The organism is Microbacterium sp. NPDC019599 (genome assembly GCF_040632175.1).
Lineage (GTDB): Bacteria > Actinomycetota > Actinomycetes > Actinomycetales > Microbacteriaceae > Microbacterium.
Genome location: NZ_JBEYBL010000010.1, coordinates 117893 through 141277, shown reverse-complemented (window position 1 = coordinate 141277; position 23385 = coordinate 117893). Strand labels below are relative to the sequence as shown.

The window sequence follows — 23385 nt, the reverse complement described above, 5'->3', positions numbered from 1 at the left end:
GACTCAGAGTTCCACTTCGGCTGGGGACGTGTCGTCTCGCTTCGATCGATCGACGGCCGAGGGACCCTCGGCGGCTTCGGCGGCCAGGGCGGCGCGTACGAGGTGCGTGAGGTCGACGCTCACGATGCGCGGGGCGTCCGTCACGGCGTCGCCTCCTCGTCGACCAGCGGCTCGGTCGACGCTGAAGGCGACGGAGTCTCGCCGGTTACAGCATCCGTCTCCTCATCGGCCGGCTCATCGGCGACCGACGGCACCTGCACGAACGGATGCTGCGGCACGACCGCGTCGGCGGGGTCGAAGGCCTCGGGCGAGTCGGACGACAGCTCGGAGAGCGGGTACACATTCCACACGGGGGCGCGCCCGGCTTCGGACAGCGGCACCGGCACGGGCCCCCCGCCGCCGAAGAAGTAGTAGTCGAACTCCCAGCGCTGGCTGATCCCCTCATCGCCGACCGTCGTGAGCGGGCGGCCGTCCTGGTCGAAGAGCTGGACTCCGTTGATGGGCCGCCCATCGGCGTCGTAGGCGAAGATGTTCCGCACGCGCTGGCCGTCGTTCGAGAGTCCGGGCTGGCTCGTGTCGACGTACTCGACCATCGGCTGGGTCTGGCCGTACAGATTCGAGAGGGCGATGAGCGAGATCGGCAGGAGGATGACGGCGCCGACGCTGACGACCGTGCGGACGACGCCGAGCCACGAGAGCGGCATCCAGCGGTCGCGACCCCACTGGATGCTCACGAGCACGAGCCCCAGCAGCAGCGCCCAGTGCAGGATCGTCGGCGGCACAATCCCCGCGCCGGCCCAGAACGTGAAGAAGAAGTAGACCATCCAGCCGCGGAGGATCCACCAGACCGGCCGCAGCACGAGAGCCAGGTCGAGGAGCCACGCGCCGAGCGGATTCGCCCGGATGGAGCGGGATGCCGCCGCCCGCCGCACCGCGAAGCGCTCGCCGAGCGTGGCCTTCCGGACGACGGCGCTGCGCTCAGGGAGCCCGGCGGCGCTGCGCAGCTCATCGGCGTAGGCCGCGGCATCCGGGATCTCGAAGGCTTCCCCGCTGTCGGCCGCCTGCTCCGCGAGGTCGGCCTCGAGTCCCTCGATGAGGTCCTCGACATCGTCCGCCGGCAGGTCGGCGAGGTGGGAGCGGACGGATGCCGCGAACGCCGCGATGCGTCCGTCGGTCGTGGCGAGGGTCATCGCGGGTCTCCGATCGTGCGAAGAGTCTTCGGCTTGGGGCTGGTGTCGTCCAGGAGGCCGCTCATGGCCGACGCGAAGGCCGACCAGTCGGCGCGCTGCGCCGCGAGCATCTCGCGGCCCTGCGGGTTGATCGCGTAGTACTTGCGGTGCGGGCCGCCGTCGGACGGGACGACGTAGCTCGAGAGGACGCCCGCGCTGTACAGCCGGCGGAGGGTGCCGTAGACCGACGCGTCCCCGACTTCGCCCAGTCCCGCGTCGCGGAGGCGGCGGACGATGTCGTAGCCGTACCCGTCGTCGTGCTGGACGACGGCGAGCACCGCGGCATCCAGCACCCCCTTCAGCAGCTGGGTGGTATCCATGAGCGCTCCTCGTCCGACTGTTGTGAGAGGCACGGTACCACGGAGTGCACAGTAGTGCGCGGTCTGCACATCCGGCGCGTCGCACCCGCCTACACTGGACCCACGCTCCCCGACGGCGAACGGAGCCCGCGTTGAGTTCACCGTGGTCGACCAGGCGCGAGACGACACCTGAGAACTCGCGGCTCATCATCGAGCGCGCCCACGAAGAGCTCGTGGCGGGCAACGTCGCGGACGTCCGCCTCGACGACGTGCGGCCGCTCGTGCGGGAGTCCTGGCGCCGCTCGCTCGCGAGCCTCGTCGGCGCCGAGGCGCTCCCGCCGCTCGACCTGCCGTCGGCTCAGCTCGAAGAGTACCGCCGGGCGCACCCGCTCGCGGGGGTCATCGACATGATCCGCGGGCTCCTCGTGCCAGGCGACCTCGACGACTCGGGCGTCGTCATCGCCGTGGGCGATGCTGCCGGGCGCCTGCTGTGGGTCGAAGGCGATCGCCGGATCCAGGCGCTGACCGGCGACATGGGATTCGTCCCCGGCGCGAACTGGTCGGAGGATGCTGTCGGCACCGCCGCGCCCGGAACCTCGATCGCGCTGGACCGATCGGTGCAGATCCGCGGCGCCGAGCACTTCAACCGGCTCGTCCAGCCGTGGTCGTGCACGGCCGCGCCCGTCCACGACCCGGAGACGCGCCGCATCCTGGGAGTCATCGACGTGACGGGCGGGGACCAGGTCGTGACGCCGCAGGCACAGCTGCTCGTGGATGCCACGGCCAGGGCGGTCGAGGGCGAGCTGCTGCTCGCCCGGCTCCGCGCCCGCGAGAGCTCCGCGCCGCGCCGGCCCGCGCGACGTGTCGAGGCGGGCCGCACGACGCTGCGGGTCCTCGGCCGCGACCGCGCGCTGATCGAGGTCGCGGGGGACGGGGTCGAGACCGTGTCCGAGCTCGGCGCACGTCACGCCGAGCTGCTCCTCATGCTCGCGGTGCACCGGCAGGGCGTCTCGGCCGAACGGCTCGGCGAGCTCGTCTACGGCGACCCCGACGCCACCGTCACGCTCCGCGCCGAGATCGTCCGCCTGCGCAAGGCGCTCGAGAAGGCGGCGCCGCAGGTCACACTCGAATCGCGGCCGTACCGCCTCGGTGCGCCGGTCGAGACGGACGCGCACCAGGTCCTGTCGCTCCTCGACCGCGGTGCGCATCGCGTCGCACTCGCCGCCTACCGCGGGGATGTGCTTCCCGACTCGTCCGCACCCGGCGTCGACGAGTTCCGCTCGAGCGTCCGCACGGCGCTGCGCGAGGCGCTGCTGGCCGAGGCATCCGTCGACGTCCTCCTCGCGTACGCCGACACGGCGACCGGCGCCGACGACGAAGAGGTGCTGCGGCTGTGCCTCTCGATGCTCCCCGCCCGCTCGCCCAAGCGCGCCGGGCTCGTCGCCCGGATCGAGCGGCTCCAGGCCGAGTAGCCGAGGTCGCCCGGCGGTGACAGCATCCCGTGCAACGTGATGCAACGTGGCCCCGCCTAGGTTCGTCGCAACGCGGCACCGCAGCCGCCGTGAGCGTCGAAGGAGACACACATGACCATCGTGGAAGAGGGCGTCTCGAGCGTCTACGCGGCCCCCGGGCAGCGCGGCTCGGTCGCCGACTACCGCCCCCGCTACGGCCACTACATCGGCGGGGAGTTCGTCGAGCCCGTGAAGGGTCAGTACTTCGAGAACATCTCGCCCGTCAACGGCAAGCCCTTCACGGAGGTCGGCCGCGGAACGGTCGAGGACGTCGACCGTGCGGTCGACGTCGCGTGGAAGGCGTTCGAGTCGTGGAAGCGCACGACCCCCGCCGAGCGCGCCGTCATCCTCAACAAGATCGCCGACCGCATCGAGCAGAACCTCGAGGCGATCGCGGTCGCCGAGACGTGGGAGAACGGCAAGCCGGTCCGCGAGACCCTGGCCGCCGACATCCCGCTCGCGATCGACCACTTCCGCTACTTCGCCGGTGTGCTCCGCGCCCAGGAGGGGTCGCTCAGCCAGATCGACGAGGACACCGTCGCGTATCACTTCCACGAGCCGCTGGGCGTCGTCGGGCAGATCATCCCCTGGAACTTCCCGATCCTCATGGCGACGTGGAAGCTCGCGCCCGCGCTCGCCGCCGGCAACTGCGTCGTGCTGAAGCCCGCGGAGCAGACGCCCGCCAGCATCCTGTTCCTCTTCGAGATCATCGGCGACCTGCTGCCCGCGGGCGTCGTCAACATCGTCAACGGCTTCGGCATCGAAGCGGGCGCGCCGCTCGCGCAGCACAAGCGCATCCGCAAGGTCGCGTTCACGGGTGAGACGACGACGGGCCGGCTCATCATGCAGTACGCGTCGCAGAACCTCATCCCCGTGACGCTCGAGCTCGGCGGGAAGAGTGCCAACGTCTTCTTCGAGGACGTCGCCCGATCGCGCGACGACTACTACGACAAGGCGCTCGAGGGCTTCACGTTCTTCGCGCTCAACCAGGGCGAGGTGTGCACGTGCCCCTCGCGCGCGCTCATCCAGCGCTCGATCTACGACGGGTTCCTCTCCGACGGCCTGGACCGCGTGTCGAAGATCGTGCAGGGCAACCCGCTCGACCCGGCCACGATGATCGGCGCCCAGGCGTCCAACGACCAGCTCGAGAAGATCCTGAGCTACATCGACATCGGCAGGCAGGGCGGCGCGAAGCTCCTCGCCGGCGGCGAGCGGGTCGACCTCGGCGGCGATTTGTCGGACGGCTACTACGTCGCCCCGACCGTGTTCGAGGGCACGAACGACATGCGCATCTTCCAGGAGGAGATCTTCGGGCCGGTCGTCTCGGTCACCTCGTTCGACGACTTCGAGGATGCTGTCTCCATCGCCAACGACACGCTCTACGGCCTCGGCGCCGGCGTGTGGAGCCGCTCCGGCGACACCGCCTACCGCGCGGGCCGCGCGATCGAGGCCGGCCGCGTGTGGACGAACACGTACCACCAGTACCCCGCGCACGCGGCGTTCGGCGGCTACAAGCAGTCCGGCATCGGCCGCGAGAACCACCTCAAGATGCTCGACCATTACCAGCAGACGAAGAACCTCCTGGTGTCGTATGCCGAAGGGGCCATGGGCTTCTTCTGATCCGCGGATGCGGGTGCCCCAGGCTTCCCGCAGGCTCGGGCGTTTCGCCTCGTCGCTTCGCTCCTCGCTCAACGACCGGGCACTCGCACCCCGGTCGTTGAGCGAGCGAAGCGAGACGAAACGCCCCCCGAAAGGACGACGAATGACCTACAGCCGGGTCGCGGTGACGGATGCCGCAGCCGCACTCCTGCGGCAGCTCACGGCGCGGCACGGGCCGCTCATGATCCACCAGTCGGGCGGATGCTGCGATGGCAGCGCGCCGATGTGCTACCCCGTCGGCATGTTCCTGACGGGCCCCAGCGACGTGCATCTCGGCGCGCTCGAAGTGGGGCTGGATGACAGCATCCAGGTCTTCATCTCCGAAGCGCAGTTCGAGTACTGGAAGTACACGCACCTCACGATCGACGTCGTGCCGGGGCGCGGTGCCGGCTTCAGCGTCGAGGGTCCGACGGGCAATCGCTTCATCATCCGCAGCCGCATGCTCACCGACGCCGAGCTCGGCCACTTCGGCCTCGGCGCCGCGAAGCGCTGACCCGTCGAGCTGCCAGAACTTCTGGCGTCTCGACGTCGAGACGCCGCATCTTCCGGCAACTCGCGAGGACGGCACCGCAACTGCCCGCGCACTCCTAGCCGCGGCATCCGTCCCCCTGCCAGGATCGTCCTGACGAGAGGGGTCGCGCATGACGACGCAGGAGAGCCCGACACCGACCCTCGCGGCGCTCGCCGAGGCGCACGGCGTCGCGACCGGGTACTGGTCGTTCTTCGGCGAGCGCGTCGAGGTCCCCGCCGCGACGCTCCGGCTCATCCTCGACGCGATGGGCGTCGACGCGAGCGACGAGGCGGCGGCCGCCGCGGCCCTCACGGCCGCCGAGGAGGCGCCGTGGCGCGCTCTCGTCCCGCCGACGGTCGTCGTGCGACGCGGCGGCGGCGAGCTGCACGTGCACGTAGCCGACGGCTGCGACGTCGAGATCGGCACGACCCTCGAGGACGGATCGTGGCGCGGCATCCCGATCCCGGGCCAGCAGCCCGAGTCGCGCCGGATCGACGGGGTGCCCGTGTGGCGCGTGCACGTGCCGCTGCCCGACGACCTCCCGCTCGGCTGGCACACCCTGCACGTGCGAGAGCACCGTCACGGCACTGCCGAGCGCTCGAGCGACGCAGTGCTCGTCGTGACGCCGGATCGCCTCGCCCCGCCTGCCACGCGACCGGGTGCCGGCAGTCGGGCTTGGGGGCTCATGGCGCAGCTGTACTCCGCACGCTCCCGCGAGTCTTGGGGGGTCGGCGACTTCGCCGACCTCGGCGACCTCGCGACGGTCGCGGCGCAGCGCGGAGCCGACTTCCTGCTCGTCAACCCCATCCACGCCGCCGAGGTCACGACACCCATCGAGCCCTCGCCCTACCTGCCCGCGACGCGGCGATTCATCGCCCCCCTCTACGTGCGGCCCGAGGACATCCGCGAGACGGCTTACCTAGACCCCGACGCGCGGGCGCTCATCGCCGCGGCGAAGGTTCCCGCCGCCGCGACCGACACCGACGCCGAGCGCGTCGACCGCGACCTCGCCTGGACCGCGAAGATCGCGGCGCTCGAGGTCGTCCACCGCGCTCCCCGGAGTGCCGCGCGGCAGGCCGCCTTCGAAGCCTTCGTGGAGGCGGGCGGGACCGCGCTGCAGGACTTCGGGCTCTGGTGCGCGCTCGAGGAGCACTACGCGCACCTGGCCGAGGGCGAGGATCGGCCCGAGGGGGCGGAGGACATCCGCTCGCTCCTCGTCGAACAGCTGCGCGAGCAGCTCGCCGATCGCGTGAGGTTCCATATCTGGCTCCAGTGGATCGCCGACGAGCAGGCGCAGGCGGCGCAGGATGCGGCCCGCGCGGCGGGCATGAGCATCGGCGTCATGCACGACCTCGCCGTCGGGGTGGACCCGGACGGATCGGACGCCTGGTCGCTCCGCGAGCTGTACGCGCAGGGCATCAGCGTGGGCGCCCCGCCGGACATGTACAACCAGCAGGGGCAGGACTGGAGCCAGCCGCCGTGGCTGCCGTCAGCGCTCGCTGCGGCGGGGTACGCGCCCGTCCGCGACATGATCCGCAACCTCCTGCGGCACGCCGGCGCGCTGCGCATCGACCACGTCATCGGGCTGTTCCGGCTCTGGTGGATCCCCGAGGAGCTCGGCCCGACGGCCGGGACCTACGTCCGGTACGACCACGAGGCCATGATCGGCGTCCTCGTGCTCGAAGCGCAGCGGGCCGGCGCCGTGCTCATCGGAGAGGACCTCGGCAACGTCGAGCCGTGGGTGCGCGACTACCTGTCCTCGCGCGGCGTGCTGGGTACGTCGGTGCTGTGGTTCGAGTACGAGGGGGACGGCCTCCGCCCGCCCGAGCATTACCGCGAGTCCGTGCTCGCGACCGTCAACACGCACGACCTCCCGCCCACGGCCGGCTACCTCGCCGGCGAGCACGTCGACCTGCGCGCACGGCTGGGCCTGCTGACCCAGCCCGTCGAGGAGGTCCGCGCCGAGGCGGCCCACGAGCGGGACGGGATGCTGTCGATCCTCCGCGATCGCGGGCTCATCGGCGCCGACGCCACGGAGGAGGACATCGTCGCCGCGCTGCACGTGCTGCTGACAGCATCCCCATCCCTCTTGCTCGGCGTGGGGCTCGTCGACGCCGTCGGGGAGCGGCGCGTCCAGAACCAGCCGGGCACGCATCGGGAGTACCCGAACTGGCAGGTGCCGCTGGCCGGCCCCGATGGGAAGTGCGTGCTCATCGAGGACCTCGCGGGGAACGAGCGCTTCGTATCGCTCACGGCCGCTGTGGACGGCGCGCTGCGCAATCCGCTGCGCTGATCGGCGTCGAGACAGGGCAACTCGCCCGGCGGATGCGGCACGCGGTGCCACTTTCGCAGGATTTCGGTCTCGTTACGAATCGTTCACCGGATTGCCCTTTGAACGGTGCGGGGTGAGGATATCCCGAGTGGCTGCGTCGCCTGGCGTGGCCAATCCGTTCACAGCAGAGGTAGCACTATGTCACTGCACCACAGCGCGCGCGGCCGACTCGGTCTCGCCATCGGGGCCTTCGGGGCTTCGGCAATCCTTCTCGCCGGCTGCGCCAGCGGCGGGGGCAACACCGACGACGGCGGCGACGCCACGGGCGAGCCGCTCATCGTCGGCACGACCGACAAGATCACCTCGATCGACCCGGCCGGCTCGTACGACAACGGCTCGTTCGCGGTCATGAACCAGATCTACCCGTTCCTCTTCAACAGCCAGTACGGCACGGCCGACGTCACGCCCGACATCGCCGAGTCCGGCGAATTCACCTCCGACACCGAGTACACGGTCACGCTCAAGGAGGGCCTGAAGTTCGCCAACGGCCACGACCTGACCGCGTCCGACGTGAAGTTCACCTTCGACCGTCAGCTCGCGATCGCCGACGAGAACGGCCCCTCGTACCTGCTCGGCAACCTCGAGAGCACCGAGGCCGTCGACGACACGACCGTCGTGTTCACGCTGAAGAACGGCAACGACCAGACGTGGGAGCAGATCCTGTCGAGCCCGGCCGCGCCGATCGTCGACGAAGAGGTCTTCTCGGCCGACAGCGTGACCTCCGACGACGACATCGTCGCCGGCGAGGCGTTCGCCGGTCAGTACGTCATCGACTCGTACAAGGTCAACGAGCTCATCTCGTACTCGCCGTACGCCGACTACGCCGGGTCGCTGCCTGCCGCCGAGAACGACGGCATCACGGTCAAGTACTACGCGGATGCCTCGAACCTCAAGCTCGACGTGGGCAACGGCGACATCGACGTGGCGTTCCGCAGTCTCTCGGCGACCGACATCGAGGACCTCTCGGGCAACGACGCGGTCAAGATCGTCGAGGGCCCCGGTGGCGAGATCCGCTACATCGTCTTCAACTTCGACACGATGCCCTTCGGCGCGACGACCGACGACGCCGACGCCGCCAAGGCGCTCGCCGTCCGCCAGGCCGCGGCCGACCTCGTCGACCGCGCGGCCCTCTCGGAGGACGTCTACAAGGGCACTTACTCGCCCCTGTACTCGTACGTCCCCCAGGGTCTCACCGGCGCGCTCGAGCCGTTCAAGGAGCTGTACGGCGACGGAAGCGGCGGACCGGACCTCGAGAAGGCCACGGCGACCCTCGAGGACGCCGGAGTCACGACGCCCGTCGAACTGAACCTGCAGTACAACGGCGACCACTACGGCCCCTCGTCGGGTGACGAGTACGCCGCCGTGAAGTCCCAGCTGGAGGAGGGCGGCCTGTTCACCGTCAACCTGCAGCAGACCGAGTGGGTGCAGTACTCGAAGGACCGCACGGCCGACGTCTACCCCGCCTACCAGCTCGGCTGGTTCCCGGACTACTCGGACGCCGACAACTACCTGACGCCGTTCTTCGCCAAGGAGAACTTCCTCGTCAACCACTACGACAACGCCGAGGTCCAGGACCTCATCACGTCGCAGATCTCCGAGACCGATCCGGCCGCCCGCGAGGAGCAGATCGGCCAGATCCAGAACCTCGTCGCCGCGGACATCTCGACCCTGCCGCTGCTCCAGGGCACGCAGATCGCTGTCGTGGGCGCCGACGTCCAGGGCGCCGTCCTCGACGGCTCGTTCAAGTTCCGCTACGCGCCGCTGAGCAAGTAGCACACCGGCGCGGCCGGGCTCAGAGACGGCGGCAGGGTCACCTGCCGCCGTCTCGCGGCCCGCGCCGCTTCCTCGTTAGGTTCCCGCATGGTCACAGTGGCCGACGAAGCGATGGCCGCGACACCTCTCGTCACCCCCAAGGGCGGCGGGATGTGGCGCTACATCCTCATCAGGTTCTTCCTCGTCATCCCGACGGTCTTCATCGTCGTGACGGTCGTCTTCCTCCTCACCCGGATCACGGGCGACCCCATCACGGCCGCCCTCGGCGACCGGCTCCCTCCCGACCAGCTCCAGGAGCGCATCGAGGAGGCGGGCTACAACCGGCCGCTCATCGTGCAGTACCTCGAATACGTCGGCAACGTCGTGCGCGGCGACTTCGGCATGACGATCTCCGACAATCGGCCCGTGCTCGAAGTGCTTCTGACGTACGGCTCGGCGACCCTTGAGCTCGCGTTCTATGCGCTCCTCGTGGCCTTCGCGATCGGCATCCCATTCGGAATCCTCGCCGCGGCGCGTCGCGACCGCGCCTCCGATGCCGTGCTGCGCATCGCGGCGATCCTCGCCTACGCGACGCCGATCTTCTTCGTCGCGATCCTCCTCAAGCTCGTCTTCGCCGTGTGGCTCGACTGGCTCCCCGTCGCCGGTCGCGCGTCGACGCGCACCGAGCTGCTGCTGCAGACCGTGGAGCCGGCGACCGGCATCTATCTCATCGACGCGATCCGGCTGGGCAGCCCCGCTGCCGTGGGAGACGTCCTGTGGCACGCCATCCTCCCGGGCCTCGCGCTCGGCCTCCTGACCGCCGGCATCTTCTTCCGACTCGTCCGCACCAACGTCATCGGCACGCACGGCGCGCAATACGTCACCTCCGCGCGCTCGCGCGGAGTCGGCGAGTACCGGCTCCTCACGAAGCACGCCTATCGTCCCGCGCTCATCCCGATCGTGACGGTCATCGGCCTGCAGATCGCGGTCCTCCTGTCAGGTGCCGTCCTCACCGAGACGTCCTTCGAATGGAAGGGCATCGGCTTCCAGCTCGCCGAGTACATCAAGGCCCGCGACTTCGTGGCTGTGCAGGGCATCGTCATCATGATCGCGATCGTCGTCGCCCTGACGAACTTCATCGTCGACATCATCGCGGCGCTCATCGACCCGAGGGTGAGGTACTGAAATGTCGACCGAGCCCACGACTCAGGCGACGGATGCCGCATCCGCACCCACGGTGCTGACGACGCGCAGGAAGCCCCTCGCCGACCGGATCCCCGTCATCTCCCAGCTGCGTCGCAGCGTCGGGTTGCAGCGCGTGATGCTCATCCTCGGTCTCGCTCTCACGATCGTCTTCATCGTCGTGGCCGTGTTCGCGCCCTGGATCGCGCCGTACGGATGGGCGCAGCAGAGCGTCGACGGCGTCGACTTCGGAACTCAGCAGCCGCCGAACCCGCTCAACATCTGGGGCACGACGGTCAGCGGCTTCGACGTGTACTCGCGCGTCATCTGGGGCGCCCAGACCGCCCTGCTCGCGATCCTTGCCGCCATCGGCTTCTCGATCTTCCTCGGCATCTTCCTCGGGCTGGTGAGCGGCTACTTCGGCGGCTGGCTCGACCGGTTGCTCGTCGTGGTCGCCGACGCGATCTACTCCCTGCCGTCGCTCCTCCTCGCGATCGTCCTGTCGATCGCGATCTCGGGCGGGCGCTCGACCCTCGGCAGCGGCATCCTGTCGACGGCGCTCGCGATCACGGTCGTGTTCGTGCCGCAGTACTTCCGCGTCATTCGCGCCGAGGTCGTGCGCGTCAAGGCCGAGCCGTTCGTCGAGTCGGCGCGGGTCATCGGCGTGCCGACACACCGCATCCTGGTGCGCCACGTCCTACGCAACTCGACGCGCTCGATCCCCGTCATCGTGACGCTGAACGCCTCCGAGGCGCTCCTGACCCTCGCGGGCCTCGGCTTCCTCGGGTTCGGCATCGAGGCGACCTCCGCAGCCGAGTGGGGCTACGACCTCAACCGCGCCATCGCCGATGCATCCAGCGGCATCTGGTGGACGGCGATCCCGCCCGGGCTCGCGATCGTGCTCGTCGTCCTGGGCATCACGCTCGTCGGCGAGAGTCTCAACGACCTGAGCGACCCGCGGCTGCGCCGCCGTCGCCGTGCGGGAGGTGCCGCATGAGCATCGTCGACGAACCCATCGCCTCCGTCCGCGACCTGCGTGTGACGTTCGCGACCGACGGTGAGCCGGTCAAGGCGGTCACGGGCATCAGCCTCGAGGCGCGCGCGGGCGAAGTGCTCGCGATCGTCGGAGAGTCCGGCTCGGGCAAGACCGTGACGGCGAACACGCTCCTGGGTCTGCTGCCCGAGACGGCGACGCTCTCGGGCGCCGTCGTCATCCGTGGCCGCGACGGCGGCGAGACCGATGTCGTGCACGCGTCGCACGACGACCTGCAGCGCATGCGCGGTCGAGATGCCGCGATGGTGTTCCAGGAGCCCTCGACCGCCCTCAACCCCGTCTTCACGGTCGGGTTCCAGATCGCCGAGGGCCTGCGCGCCCACGAGAAGCTCTCCGCCTCGGAGGCGAAGGCCCGGGCGATCGAGATCCTGCGGAAGGTCGGCATCCCGGATCCCGAGAAGCGCGTCGACGATTACCCCCACCAGTTCTCGGGCGGGCAGAAGCAGCGCGTCGTCATCGCGATGGCGCTCGTGCTCGACGCGAAGCTCATCATCGCGGACGAACCGACGACGGCTCTCGACGTCACGGTTCAGGCCGAGATACTCGAGCTCCTGCGCGCGTGCCGCGACGAGTTCGGCGCGACGATCGTCCTCATCACGCACAACATGGGCGTCGTCGCCGATCTCGCCGACCGTGTCGTCGTGATGTACCGCGGCGACATCGTCGAGCAGGCGCCCGTCCACGAGCTGTTCGCCGACCCGCGGGAGGACTACACCAAGGCGCTCCTCGCCGCCGTCCCGCACGTCGGCCGCGGCAAGAGCGCGACGCAGGATCCCGCGGCACCCGCGCCGACGGCGCCGCCCGAGGGCAGCCTCGTCGTCGCGAAGAAGGTGCAGATCGGATACCCCGGCCGGTTCGGCTCGTCGGGCGTCATCGCCGTGAAGGGCGTCGACTTCTGGATCGGCCCGGGCGAGGTCCTCGGCCTCGTCGGTGAGTCCGGCTCCGGCAAGACGACCATCGGCCGCGCGATGGTGGGCCTGACCGAAGTGCTCGGCGGGTCACTCACTGTCCTCGGGCAGGAGATGAAGGGCGCCAAGTCCCGTCACCTCGCGAAGATCCGCCCCGACGTGGGCTTCGTCTTCCAGGACCCGGCGACGAGCTTCAACCCGCTCCTCACGATCGCCGAGTGCATCGCCGAGCCGCTTGTCGTGCACAAGCGCGAGTCGTCGGCCCAGGCATCCCGCAAGCGCGTCGACGAGCTGCTGGACGCTGTCCACCTCCCGACCTCGTACGGCGACCGGTACCCGCACGAGCTGTCCGGCGGGCAGCGCCAGCGCGCCTCGCTCGCCCGCGCACTCGCCCTGAATCCGAAGCTGCTCATCGCCGACGAGCCGACGAGCGCGCTGGACGTGTCGGTCCAGGCTCGGGTGCTCGAGCTCTTCGCCGAGCTGCAGCGGGAGTTCGGGTTCGCGTCGCTGTTCATCAGCCACGATCTTGCCGTCATCGACCAGGTCGCGGACCGCGTCGTCGTCCTGCGGCAGGGCGAGATCCGCGAGCAGGGCACGACGGTGCAGGTGCTGACGGACCCTCGCGACGACTACACCAAGCGGCTCCTGGCCTCCCTTCCGGTGCCGGACCCCGTCGAGCAGGCCGCGCGGCGCGCGGTGTGGCAGGCGACGCGCTCGGCCTGACAGACGCAGCACGGACAGGAGCCCCGGGTGATCGCTCACCCGGGGCTCCTGTGTGTGCGGAGTGCCGCCTACTTCTTGGTGTTCTTGACGGTCAGCGTGTAGCCGGCGTCGAGGTAGGTCAGGTCACCCGTCGGCAGGTTCGAGACGATCGTCGCGAAGTCGCGGTTCTTGCCGTTCGCGCACTTCGTGTTGAATCCGCCCTGCGTGATGGCGTCGCCCTCGAGGCGGTAGACGTAGTTGCCTGCGCCGTCCGTGATCTCGAAGGGGTTCGTGGTGCCCGGCGTGAGGTCGCAGCGCGAGACGAGCTGGAGCGTCCAGTTGTTGTCCTGGAGGCCGTTCGTCTCGATCCACTCGCCCTCGGCCGACGACACCGTCGCCGCCGCACCGTTGACCATGACGTCGTCCACGAACCAGCCGGTGTCGAGGTACGCCGCGTCGGTCGAGTAGCGGAACCGCACGTCGGTCGCACCGGCCGGCAGCTGAGCCGTCAGGTGGATGTAGGTGGGCTCGTCGACGAAGTACGCGCCGCCGGACGTTCCGGTGAGGCCGTTGCCCTCGGTGTTGTTGCCGTGCGGGTTGTCGTCCGTCGTGACGACCGTTCCGGCGTCGTTGACGAGCGGAACCGTCACCCAGTCGGAGCCCACGAGCGCCTCGACGAAGCCGTAGTCCCAGCCCTCCTCGATGAAGTGCCACGTCCAGAAGTCGAGCGACGTGGCCGTGCCGGTCACATCGACGTCGAGGACGTTGTCGGACTGGCTCTCGTAACCGCCGTACCAGTGCGTGTCACCGGAGTGGGGCGCGACCTGGGACTGGTCCTCGCCGTCGAGCGCGATCGAGATGTTCGGGCCGGGGTTGCGGAACCGCTCGACCTGCATGCCGTACGGCACGGCGACGGGCACCTGGCCGTTGGCGCGCTTGTTCCACTTCGCGTCGGGCTGAGCGCCCTGGTTGCTCCCGCGGCCACCCCAGAACTGGTCGTCCGCGATGTCCATCGTCCACGAGGTGAACTCGGGGTCGCCGAAGTCGACGGCCTTGATGTCGAAGCGGTCCGAGTTCTCGTCGTCGAGGTACACCGCGACGGCCCAGTCCTGGTACAGCGTCTTGACGTCGCGGAGGTCGCCGCCCGTCTCGGCGTTGAACTGGTCGATCGCCGCCTGAACGCCGTCGATGCCGTCGGCCTGGTTCTCGAAGATGCGCTTGATCAGCAGGTCGCCGCCCGCGTTGTCGTACTGGAGGTCGGGCTCGTAGGTTCCGTCGCCGTTGCCGCCGGCCTGCTCCCACAGGTACTGGAAGAAGGTGTACGAGGCGCCGTAGTTCTGCAGCCCGCCTCCCCAGCGCGTGAGCGACGTGTCGGAGTAGAACACCTGGTGGTATGTCAGGTGCGATCCGCCGACGCCGTAGCCGTTGAGGAACGCCGCGAAGTCCGCGAGGCCCTCATCGACCCACGACAGCTCACCCGGGTCGCTGTAGTTGTGCAGCAGGTGCTCGAGCTCGTGCGCGATGACGCCCTCATAAAGGTGGTCGCCCTCTTCGCCCGTCCGGTTGGCCCAGTCGAACGCGTCCACGACGATCACGTTCATGCCGACCGAATCGATGAAGTCGGGCGCGAAGTAGCCGGCCGTGTAGGTGGTCTCCGCGCAGTTGTAATAGGAGTCGTCCTGCACGTTGTAGACGACCATCACGAGCGAGTCGCTCGCCGGGTCGGCCGGGTCGGCTGCGTCCATCGGCCCGAAGTGCTCTTCGTCGACGGCCACGATCTGGTTCGCGAGCTCATCGCCGAGCGCGTCGATCTGCGCCTGCGTGATCGTGAAGTCGTTGACGTCCTTGTCGGCACAGGGTGTGAAGTCGTCCGTCGGGTCATGATCGAACGCGGGATCCATGCTGGCGACGCCTTCCGGCGCCGAGCCGTCCAGCGGGGTTCCCTCGGGTACATAGATGTAGACCGGCGTGCCGTCCGGCGTGGCGTTCTCGTACGCCAGGGTGAAGTCCTGGTCGTACGTGCCGCCGGCGGCGCTGTCGTTGATCGGCAGGGTGATGGTGCCATCGCCGGGCGCGGCGAGGGCGGGGGCGGCGGCGGTGAGTGTCATCGCCACAGCGGCTACGCCGCTGATCGTGATCGCGCCGATGGTACGGCGTCGAGATCGAGCCACAGGTGTTACCTCCAGAGTCGTGCCCCGACGGGACTCGTGGTCTCGGGGGGACCTGTTCCATGAAAGAGCGGGTCATCATCGGCCCGCTGCACGGCCTAGTACATCACCAGCGAAGGTGCGGGTCCAGGGGCTTTTCAGGCGACGAAGCGCGAGATAAGGTGCGGCCTACCGGAGGAAGAGCTCGAGCATCCCCGTCTGGCTCACGATCCACCACAGGATGATCGCGATCATCGCGACGATCGACACCCACGACACCCGCCGCGTGAGCCGACGACCCTGAGGAGCGACGCCCGGGGGAGGCCGCAGCAGACCGGCGGGCGCGGCGAACGGCACGGCATCCCGGCCCGCGACGACTCCGGATGCCGCTCCCTGCGCGCCGGCGGCTGCCGCGGTGTCGAGTCCCGCCGCCGGCGATGGGTCCACAGCATCCGTCGCCCTCGCCTGCGCGAGCCGCTCGTCGCGCCAGCGACCCCACTGCCCGAGCTTGTCGAGGAGCGCAGCGACGACCGAGAAGAGCCACGCCCACGTCGCGGGATCGAGTGTCGAGAAGTCGCGCTTGGCGTAGAGGAAGAGCCAGTCGTCGACGATCTCGACGTCCAGCGCCGCGGCGTTGTCGATGAAGCGCGCCATGATGTCGGGGGTGAACAGATAGAGCGCATCCCGCTCGTACCCCTCGGGGCAGTACAGCGAGAAGTGCCTGTCGAAGTCGCCCTCGAGGCTCAGACGCTGGTCCGCGTCGAACAGCGCCGGGAGGTTCGAGCCGAACAGCGCGTCGTTGCCCTTCGCGTCGAGCACGATGTTCGGCAGCGGCACGTCGAGCTTGACGGCGACGTAGCCCCACACGTGGGTGGTGCGGTTCTTGCCCGACCCGGTCGTGTAGCGGTAGTTCGCGAACTCGACGAACCGGGGCTGCTCGCCGCGCACGACGTCCGTCGCGGTCCGCGACCCGCCGATCCCGAAGATCATCCCGGGCAGCGCCGGCTGATCGAGCCGGGGGAGGTAGGCCATGCCGTTGGCGCGGGCGAAGCGGTCGAGCCGGTACCACCGGGCGGCCTGGCCCGCCGTCCCGCGGACGGCGCCGACCAGGACCATCGCTGCGATGATCCCGATGATGAGGCTCGGCACGATCATGACGAGTGCTCCGAACCACGCGCCCTCGCCGCCGTCCGAGATCGCCGTCGCGAGGAACGTGAGGAACAGCGAGACGAACACCCCGCCGAATGCGCAGAACACGACGATGACGATGACCATCGCGACGACCGAGGCCGGCGAGCCGAGGGCGCTGGGGATCCGCCCCTCAGCGCGCAGGCGCCGGGCGAACTCGCGGGTCGCGGCGCGGTCGACCGGCTCGACGAGCGGCCGCGCATCGAAGGGGACGGATGCCGCCACCCCTGCGCTGCTCATCGGTTGACCTCGTCGGCGTCCCACGTGAGGTCGGCGCCCTCGCGGAGCGGCAGAGCCTCGAGCCCCGGGTCCGTGCAGAGCGCGCGCAGCGCCGCATGCGTTCCGCCGACGATCGTCGAATCCCAGTCGACCTCGCTCACGAGCACCCACGCCCGGTCGGCAGGCCACACGAGGCTCGGCGACTCGGCGGTGGGGCGTCCGCCGAACTCGACGGCCGACGCGTCGGTCCACGGCATCCGCTCCGCCCACGCCGGATCGGCGAGCTCACCGAGCGAGCCGGTGAAGAGGACGTGCGATCGGTTCGGCAGTTCGAGACGCGGGCCGCGGGAGATGTCGTCGGAGAGGATGCCGGGCTGCCACTTGGGCTTGCGGAAGGCGCCGTTCAGCTGATCGCGGGCGGAGCGCTCGAGGAATTCCCGGTGCTGTTCCGTGGCCTCGTCGCGGGGGCCCTCCTCGAAGGCCGACAGTGTGAACAGGACGCGCGACGGACCGAAGCCCATGCCGCCCACCAGCCCGCCCCAGCCCTCCCATACTCCGATGAAGGCATCGTCGGGCGTCGTCGTGTGGCCGGCGAGGATCGCCGTCGTCGTGGAGAGGAGGTCGGGGGCGAGCTGCCCCCACATGGGACGGCCGTACCGCCAGCCCGCGGCATCCCTCGGTCCGTCCTCGCCCTCGACCTCGCGGAAGCGCTCGACCAGTCGGTCCCATTGCGCGAGCGCGTGCAGCGTCGTGCCGAAGGCCGCAGCGGAATCCGCCCACGACACGCGTTCGGCCTCGAAGTCGGGCTCGGACAGCTGGAAGGCCTCCCACTCCCGGTGGTGCGCGCCGTAGGGGAGCGGCGGCCACGGCCGACCGACCGGCCGGTCGCGATCGGCCGGGTGGAAGATGCGCGCGTACGCCTCGAACCCGTGCGGGACGACATCGTGCATCGTCCCGTGCCAGGGCTCGTCGATGCGCTCCCGGATCCAGTCGCCGGGCGCGACATCCGCCGTCCATTCCATGCGCGCCACGCTACCGGCGCAGGCGCCGGACGCGCGGATTCGGGCTGAGGGACAGCATCCGGTACCATAGGAGGGTTGTCCGCACGCGCTCGACGCGCGGTAAGCCGGATGACGTGCAACACACCCTCCTGCTGTCGGGAAATGCCCGGCAGCCGTTCTAGTCCGAAGGAGGTGGGTAAGTGACGCACCAGTACGAACTCATGGTCATCCTGAACCCTGAGATCGACGAGCGCCAGGTCGCCCCGAACCTCGACAAGTTCCTGAAGGTCATCACCGCAGATGGTGGCTCGATCGAGAACGTCGACATCTGGGGCCGCCGTCGTCTCGCGTACGAGATCCAGAAGAAGACCGAGGGCATCTACGCCGTCGTCAACTTCACGGCGACCGCCGCGACCACGCAGGAGCTCGACCGTCAGCTGAACCTCAGCGAGCAGGTCATGCGCACCAAGGTGCTGCGTGCCGAGGAGGCCATCGCGCAGGTCGCCGCCGAGGCCAAGCGCTCCGAGGAGAAGGCCGCTCGCAAGGCTGCCGCTCCCGCCAAGGCAGCGAAGGCGTAACGACGATGGCCGGCGAGACGATCATCACCGTGGTGGGCAACCTCACGGCCGATCCCGAGCTGCGTTACACGCAGAACGGCCTCCCCGTCGCGAACTTCACGATCGCGTCGACGCCGCGCAACTTCGACCGCGCCGCGAACGAGTGGAAGGACGGCGAAGCGCTGTTCCTCCGCGCGAGCGTGTGGCGCGAGTTCGCCGAGCACGTCGCGGGCTCGCTGACGAAGGGCTCCCGCGTCATCGCGACCGGTCGCCTCAAGCAGCGCTCGTACGAGACGCGCGAGGGCGAGAAGCGCACCGCTATCGAGCTCGAGGTCGATGAGATCGGCCCGTCACTGCGCTACGCCACCGCTCAGGTGACGCGCGCGGCCGGCGGCGGTGGCGGTGGCGGCGGGCAGTCGCGCCCGCAGGTCGCCGACGAGCCGTGGTCGACGCCCGGTTCCTCGAACGCCGCATCGGCCGACGCGTGGAGCACGCCCGGCACGTCCTACGGCGACGACACTCCGTTCTAAGACCCCTTCCGATCTCCGACAAGCCCGATCCCCGAGCTTGTCGCGGGGTCGAACGCCGGGTCGAAGCATCCCAATCTCTCAGTAAGGAAATCCCATGGCTGGAAAGGCAACCGGCGACCGCCGGAAGCCGCGGAAGGGCGCGAAGAACGCAGCCCCCGCGAAGGCGATCCGCGTCGGCGTCATCGACTACAAGGACGTCGCCACTCTTCGCAAGTTCATCTCGGAGCGCGGCAAGATCCGCGCCCGTCGTATCACCGGTGTCTCGGTGCAGGAGCAGCGTCTGATCGCCAAGGCGATCAAGAACGCCCGCGAGATGGCGCTCCTGCCCTACGCCGGCGCTGGCCGCTAAGGAGCACCGCAATGGCAAAGCTGATTCTCACGAACGAGGTCGCCGGGCTCGGTAGCGCCGGTGACGTTGTCGAGGTCAAGAACGGGTACGCCCGCAACTACCTCATCCCCCAGGGCTTCGCTGTGGCCTGGACCCGCGGTGGCGAGAAGCAGGTGGCGTCGATCCGCGCCGCCCGCGAGGCCCGCGCGATCCACGACCAGGAAGAGGCCGTGGCGCTCAAGGACGCGCTCGAGTCCAACAAGGTCAAGCTGGCCGTCAAGGCCGGCGCCGAGGGCCGTCTGTTCGGCTCGGTGAAGACCGAGGCCGTCGCCAACGCCGTCAAGGCCGCGGGCCTGGGCGACCTGGACAAGCGCAAGATCCACATCACCTCCCCGATCAAGTCGGTGGGCGAGCACGAGGCGACCGTTCGCCTGCGCGACGACCTCACCGCCGTGATCACGCTGCAGGTGGTCGCCGCCAAGTAAGCCACCGGTTGGCGAGCTTGTCGAGCCACGGACGCCGCGGACCCTTCGGGGTCCGCGGCATCCGTGTTTCAAGGGGTGATCCGGGTTCTCGGGACTGTCCCGGTGGCCCCTCCGAGTCACGCCGGGGGCGCCCGAGTGGGGACGGATGCCGCGGCCCCTCCGTACCGCGGCACCCGCCATTTCCGCGCGACGGAACCAGGGCGAGCCGGGCCCAGGCGCACCGACCAGCCTCCGGCTCACGCCACGCGGGCCGCAGTGCGGATGCCAGGACACCGGCGCCGGTCGGCACGAAGTCGGCCAGGGCCGCGCCCGAGGCGCTCCTCCCAAGTCACTGCGGGCGTCTGCGAGCCCGTCGCCGCGGCCATGCCGACGGCGGTGAGTGCCTCAGTCGGGGGAGACGTCGGTGCCGAGAATGGGCGCCGGCGGCGCGTCGTCGTCGTCCGGTCCGCGTCGGCGCACCCAGGCACGGTGTGCGGCGAGCGGAGCGAACGCGATGAGCGCCAGGGCGCCGGGGCCTGCACCGCCGGACCCCGTGGGGAAGCCCCCGCCGGGCGCGCACACGCCCGGTCCGAGAGCGGAGGAGAGGATGCTGCCGGCCCACGGTCCCGCGGAGGCGAGGACCGCGACAGCGGCCCGCGAGGCTTCGCGGAGCACGATGGTGACGCCGGATGCCGCGACGGCGGCCGTGAGCGCCGTCAAAGCGCGCTGAGGGCCCGTGGGGACGGCATCGGCGTCGGTGGAGCCCGACGGGGCCGGGAGGGGCGGCAGGGCCGGGAGGGCCGGGAGAGCCGCGGGGGTCTCCTCGGCAGGGGTCTGCGCGGGCGGGAGCACGCTCGGCGCGTCCTCGACGACGGCTCCGACGCTGCTCGTGATCTCATCGACGGCGGCTGCGGCATCCGTCACCGCATCGTCGAGACCGGCGGCCTGCACGATCGCCCCGGCGACGGGGACGGCGGTCGCGACTTCGACGACGGGCTCGAGGACACCGGACACGATGCCGGCATCGAGCACCTCGGCGACGGGCTCGGCGGCCGCCGGGACGACCGTCGCCACCGTCTCGACCACGGGTCGGACGACCGTTGCGACGGGTGCGGGAGCGGCCTGCACCGCGGACTGGACCGCGTCGGCCGTGGCCGTGGTCGTGTCGGCGACCGTGTCGATCGTCCCATCGGCGACCTCGGCCACAGCCGCGACGGCGGTGCCGGCGAGACCGGACAGGGCGCCCCTGCCGTCGTCGGCTTGCGCTCGACCGGCGCCGAGGCCGGTCAGCAGCGCCAGGAGGACGAGCGCGAACGCGAGCGCGAGTCCGGCGACGAAGAGCCGGAGAGCAGGCACCCGGAAGGGGCTGTTCGCGATGTCCACGCTCACCTCCACAGCGACGACGATCGTCGGACGGACGCTCGCAGTCGAACGCCGCCTTGGGGTGCCTGGATTGCCGAAGGTACTCCTGCAGGCGCAGCTTGTCCAGGGGTCTTCGCGCCTCGGACGTATGGCCCGGCGGTGATGAACTGTGCACAGCCGGACCTAGCAGACGCAACCTTCAAGCTCGACTTCAACCACATCTGCATCCACAGGCTGTGAAATCTGAAATCCCCGATCAACCCGTAGAAACGGCGCCGTGAAGCGATTACTCCCAAGACTTCTCCACAGGCACTGCTCACAGGGAGGACGGCGTTTCACGCAGTTTCTCCACATAGTTATCCACAGGCTGTCTTGCGATGCGGAAAGTGCCTCTCTAGCGTGGGGTGCGGCCCGCGGACAGGCCCGGATCCAGACGCCGATGTCGGAAGCCGGTGATGAACTCAGCAGCGATGGAACACGAATGGGGAAGTTCCCGCTGATCCCGAAGCATGACTCCGTGCGCGCCCTCGCAAGCACGCTCGACGCACCACCAGGAGGAACCGCAATTGTCGATCGCCGACATCTCCGACGAGCGTCTGGGTGGCCCCCGCGAGCACGAGCGCACGCCCCCGCATGACCTGCTCGCCGAGCAGAGCGCTCTGGGCGGCATGCTCCTCTCGAAGGATGCCGTCGCCGACGTGATCGAGACGCTCCGCGGCACGGACTTCTACGTGCCCAAGCACGAGCTGATCTTCGAGGCGATCCTCACCCTCTACTCGCACGGCGAGCCGACCGACGTCGTCGCCGTCACCGACGAGCTCATCAAGACCGGTGAGCTCCAGCGCGCCGGCGGTGCCGACTATCTGCACACGCTCACCTCGATCGTCCCCACCGCGGCCAACGCCGGCTATTACGCGTCGATCGTCAACGAGCGCGCACTGCTGCGCCGCCTCGTGGATGCCGGCACGCGCATCGTGCAGATGGGCTACTCGGGCCAGGGCGAGGCGCTCGACCTCGTCAACAACGCGCAGGCCGAGATCTACTCCGTGACGGGAGCCGAGGCGGCCGAGGACTACGTCCCGCTCACGATCGCCGTCGACGCCGCCGTCGACGAGATCGAGGCGGCTCGCGGTCGCGACGGCCAGATGACCGGCATCCCGACCGGCTTCTCAGGTCTCGACCAGCTGACCAACGGCCTGCACCCCGGCCAGATGATCATCATCGCGGCCCGCCCCGCGATGGGTAAAAGCACCCTCGCTCTCGATTTCGCGCGGGCCGCGGCGATCAAGCACGACATGCCGACGATCTTCTTCTCGCTCGAGATGGGGCGCAGCGAGATCGCGATGCGCCTCCTGAGCGCCGAAGGCGCGATCCCGCTGCAGGCGATGCGGAAGGGCACGCTCGACTCGCGCGACTGGACGACGATCGCCGCGACGCGCGGCCGCATCAACGACGCTCCGCTCTACATCGACGACAGCCCCAACATGACGCTCGTCGAGATCCGCGCGAAGTGCCGCCGGCTCAAGCAGCGCGCGGGTCTGAAGATGGTCGTCATCGACTACCTGCAGCTCATGACGAGCGGCAAGCGCGTCGAGTCGCGCCAGCAGGAGGTCTCGGAGTTCTCGCGCGCGCTCAAGCTTCTCGCGAAGGAGCTGCAGTGCCCCGTCATCGCCCTCTCGCAGCTGAACCGTGGACCCGAGCAGCGCGCCGACAAGAAGCCCGCCCTTTCCGACCTCCGCGAGTCGGGCTCGATCGAGCAGGACGCTGACATGGTCGTGCTGCTGCACCGCGAGGCCGCCTACGAGAAGGACAGCCCCCGCGCAGGCGAGGCCGACCTCATCGTCGCCAAGCACCGCAACGGCCCGACCGACACGATCACGGTCGCCTTCCAAGGCCATTTCTCGCGCTTCACCGACATGGCCCCGGGTGGGGACTTCGCATAGATCGGGCCGTCGGTCCGCCAATGAGAGTGTCCGACCGCGAGTGAGCCGCTGAGCCTCCCGGTCCGATAGGCCAAGTGGCGGGTTCGCGACGCCTCGGCGAGTGACGGCGCGTCCGTCGCGCACGACGGTCCCGGTCTCGAAGACCAACACTTCACCTCCCCGTTCGGTCTGCTTTGCTCCGATGTCGAGCTCACACGTAGCCGTGCGCAGCAGCACCATGCGTCAGTGGGCGTCCCCCGCTCGGGCATCGATGCGTGCGGGGTAAGTGCAACCCGCTCAACATTCAGCGCGCCGGGGAGCGATCGGGCACGCCGAAGGAACGAATGCGGACCCTCGAACGGGCGCCGGACCTTCTGACGAACGCTACGGTCGAGAAGGCCGAGCGCCTCGCCGGGTCGGCGGTGGGTGGGTCTAGGGATCGGCGTCCCATCCATTGCTGGAGGGTAGAGGCTATTCGCCGCCAGTGGGGCGGAATTCAAGCTATCCTCAACCATCCTGCCGGAGCCG

Annotated in this window: 20 protein-coding genes; 13 read left to right on the top strand and 7 right to left on the bottom strand. The window is 69.6% G+C overall.

Annotated elements, in window-relative coordinates:
* Positions 1-3: 3 nt before the first annotated feature.
* The 3 genes from ABZ477_RS16210 to ABZ477_RS16200 are packed head-to-tail and all read right to left on the bottom strand — an operon-like array spanning position 4 to position 1549.
* Positions 4-144, bottom strand: a complete 141-nt coding sequence (locus ABZ477_RS16210) for a hypothetical protein (protein ID WP_360135292.1) — start codon at positions 142-144, stop codon at positions 4-6.
* Positions 141-1190 carry a hypothetical protein gene (locus ABZ477_RS16205; RefSeq protein WP_360135290.1) on the bottom strand — a complete coding sequence of 350 codons (1050 nt, stop codon included), beginning with the start codon at positions 1188-1190 and terminating at the stop codon, positions 141-143. Before ABZ477_RS16205 ends, ABZ477_RS16210 begins: the two co-directional genes overlap by 4 nt.
* Complete coding sequence (locus ABZ477_RS16200) at positions 1187-1549, bottom strand: PadR family transcriptional regulator (RefSeq protein ID WP_360135288.1); 363 nt, start codon at positions 1547-1549, stop codon at positions 1187-1189. The genes ABZ477_RS16205 and ABZ477_RS16200 overlap by 4 nt, the downstream gene beginning before the upstream one ends.
* Positions 1550-1680: 131 nt before the next feature.
* Between ABZ477_RS16200 and ABZ477_RS16195 the strand changes: the two genes are divergently transcribed.
* From ABZ477_RS16195 to ABZ477_RS16160, 8 genes are all read left to right on the top strand, one after another.
* Positions 1681-3000: a GAF domain-containing protein gene (locus ABZ477_RS16195; protein WP_360135286.1), complete on the top strand. Its 1320-nt coding sequence runs from the start codon at positions 1681-1683 to the stop codon at positions 2998-3000.
* Between the two features lie 111 nt (positions 3001-3111).
* Positions 3112-4659, top strand: a complete 1548-nt coding sequence (locus ABZ477_RS16190) for an aldehyde dehydrogenase family protein (protein ID WP_360135284.1) — start codon at positions 3112-3114, stop codon at positions 4657-4659.
* Between the two features lie 142 nt (positions 4660-4801).
* Positions 4802-5191, top strand: a complete 390-nt coding sequence (locus ABZ477_RS16185; RefSeq protein WP_360135282.1) for a DUF779 domain-containing protein — start codon at positions 4802-4804, stop codon at positions 5189-5191.
* Between the two features lie 148 nt (positions 5192-5339).
* The gene (malQ, locus tag ABZ477_RS16180; RefSeq protein WP_360135280.1) at positions 5340-7502 is read left to right on the top strand and encodes a 4-alpha-glucanotransferase; all 2163 of its coding nucleotides are present in this window, start codon (positions 5340-5342) and stop codon (positions 7500-7502) included.
* Positions 7503-7679: 177 nt separating this feature from the next.
* The gene (locus tag ABZ477_RS16175) at positions 7680-9314 is read left to right on the top strand and encodes an ABC transporter substrate-binding protein (RefSeq protein ID WP_360135278.1); all 1635 of its coding nucleotides are present in this window, start codon (positions 7680-7682) and stop codon (positions 9312-9314) included.
* A gap of 87 nt (positions 9315-9401) precedes the next feature.
* Entirely contained in the window at positions 9402-10478 is a 1077-nt protein-coding gene (locus ABZ477_RS16170; protein WP_360135275.1) for an ABC transporter permease, read from the top strand.
* A 1-nt stretch (position 10479) separates the two neighbouring features.
* On the top strand, positions 10480-11472 hold the full coding sequence (locus ABZ477_RS16165) for an ABC transporter permease (RefSeq protein WP_360135273.1): 993 nt from the start codon (positions 10480-10482) through the stop codon (positions 11470-11472).
* Positions 11469-13160, top strand: a complete 1692-nt coding sequence (locus tag ABZ477_RS16160) for an ABC transporter ATP-binding protein (RefSeq protein WP_360135271.1) — start codon at positions 11469-11471, stop codon at positions 13158-13160. Before ABZ477_RS16165 ends, ABZ477_RS16160 begins: the two co-directional genes overlap by 4 nt.
* 68 nt (positions 13161-13228) lie before the next feature.
* On the opposite strand, the gene ABZ477_RS16155 is transcribed toward ABZ477_RS16160, so the two are convergent.
* From ABZ477_RS16155 to ABZ477_RS16145, 3 genes are all read right to left on the bottom strand, one after another.
* On the bottom strand, positions 13229-15247 hold the full coding sequence (locus ABZ477_RS16155; protein WP_360135269.1) for a hypothetical protein: 2019 nt from the start codon (positions 15245-15247) through the stop codon (positions 13229-13231).
* Positions 15248-15475: 228 nt separating this feature from the next.
* Positions 15476-16714, bottom strand: a complete 1239-nt coding sequence (locus tag ABZ477_RS16150) for a hypothetical protein (protein ID WP_360135267.1) — start codon at positions 16712-16714, stop codon at positions 15476-15478.
* The gene (locus ABZ477_RS16145) at positions 16711-17715 is read right to left on the bottom strand and encodes a hypothetical protein (RefSeq protein ID WP_360135265.1); all 1005 of its coding nucleotides are present in this window, start codon (positions 17713-17715) and stop codon (positions 16711-16713) included. Before ABZ477_RS16145 ends, ABZ477_RS16150 begins: the two co-directional genes overlap by 4 nt.
* Positions 17716-17894: 179 nt before the next feature.
* Here ABZ477_RS16145 and rpsF point away from each other — a divergent pair, with 179 nt between their 5' ends.
* The 4 genes from rpsF (at position 17895) to rplI (ending at position 19594) form a co-directional block, all read left to right on the top strand.
* Positions 17895-18272, top strand: a complete 378-nt coding sequence (gene rpsF / locus ABZ477_RS16140; protein ID WP_360135263.1) for a 30S ribosomal protein S6 — start codon at positions 17895-17897, stop codon at positions 18270-18272.
* 5 nt (positions 18273-18277) lie between these two features.
* Positions 18278-18781, top strand: a complete 504-nt coding sequence (locus ABZ477_RS16135) for a single-stranded DNA-binding protein (RefSeq protein WP_360135261.1) — start codon at positions 18278-18280, stop codon at positions 18779-18781.
* Positions 18782-18875: 94 nt separating this feature from the next.
* Entirely contained in the window at positions 18876-19130 is a 255-nt protein-coding gene (gene rpsR, locus ABZ477_RS16130; RefSeq protein ID WP_005054609.1) for a 30S ribosomal protein S18, read from the top strand.
* Between the two features lie 11 nt (positions 19131-19141).
* Positions 19142-19594, top strand: a complete 453-nt coding sequence (gene rplI / locus ABZ477_RS16125; RefSeq protein WP_360135259.1) for a 50S ribosomal protein L9 — start codon at positions 19142-19144, stop codon at positions 19592-19594.
* A 384-nt stretch (positions 19595-19978) separates the two neighbouring features.
* Here the strand turns inward: rplI and ABZ477_RS16120 are convergent, their stop codons facing one another.
* Complete coding sequence (locus ABZ477_RS16120) at positions 19979-20956, bottom strand: hypothetical protein (RefSeq protein WP_360135257.1); 978 nt, start codon at positions 20954-20956, stop codon at positions 19979-19981.
* 545 nt (positions 20957-21501) lie between these two features.
* Between ABZ477_RS16120 and dnaB the strand changes: the two genes are divergently transcribed.
* Positions 21502-22878, top strand: coding sequence for a replicative DNA helicase (gene dnaB / locus ABZ477_RS16115; RefSeq protein ID WP_360135255.1), 1377 nt, complete (start codon positions 21502-21504; stop codon positions 22876-22878).
* Positions 22879-23385: the final 507 nt, after the last annotated feature.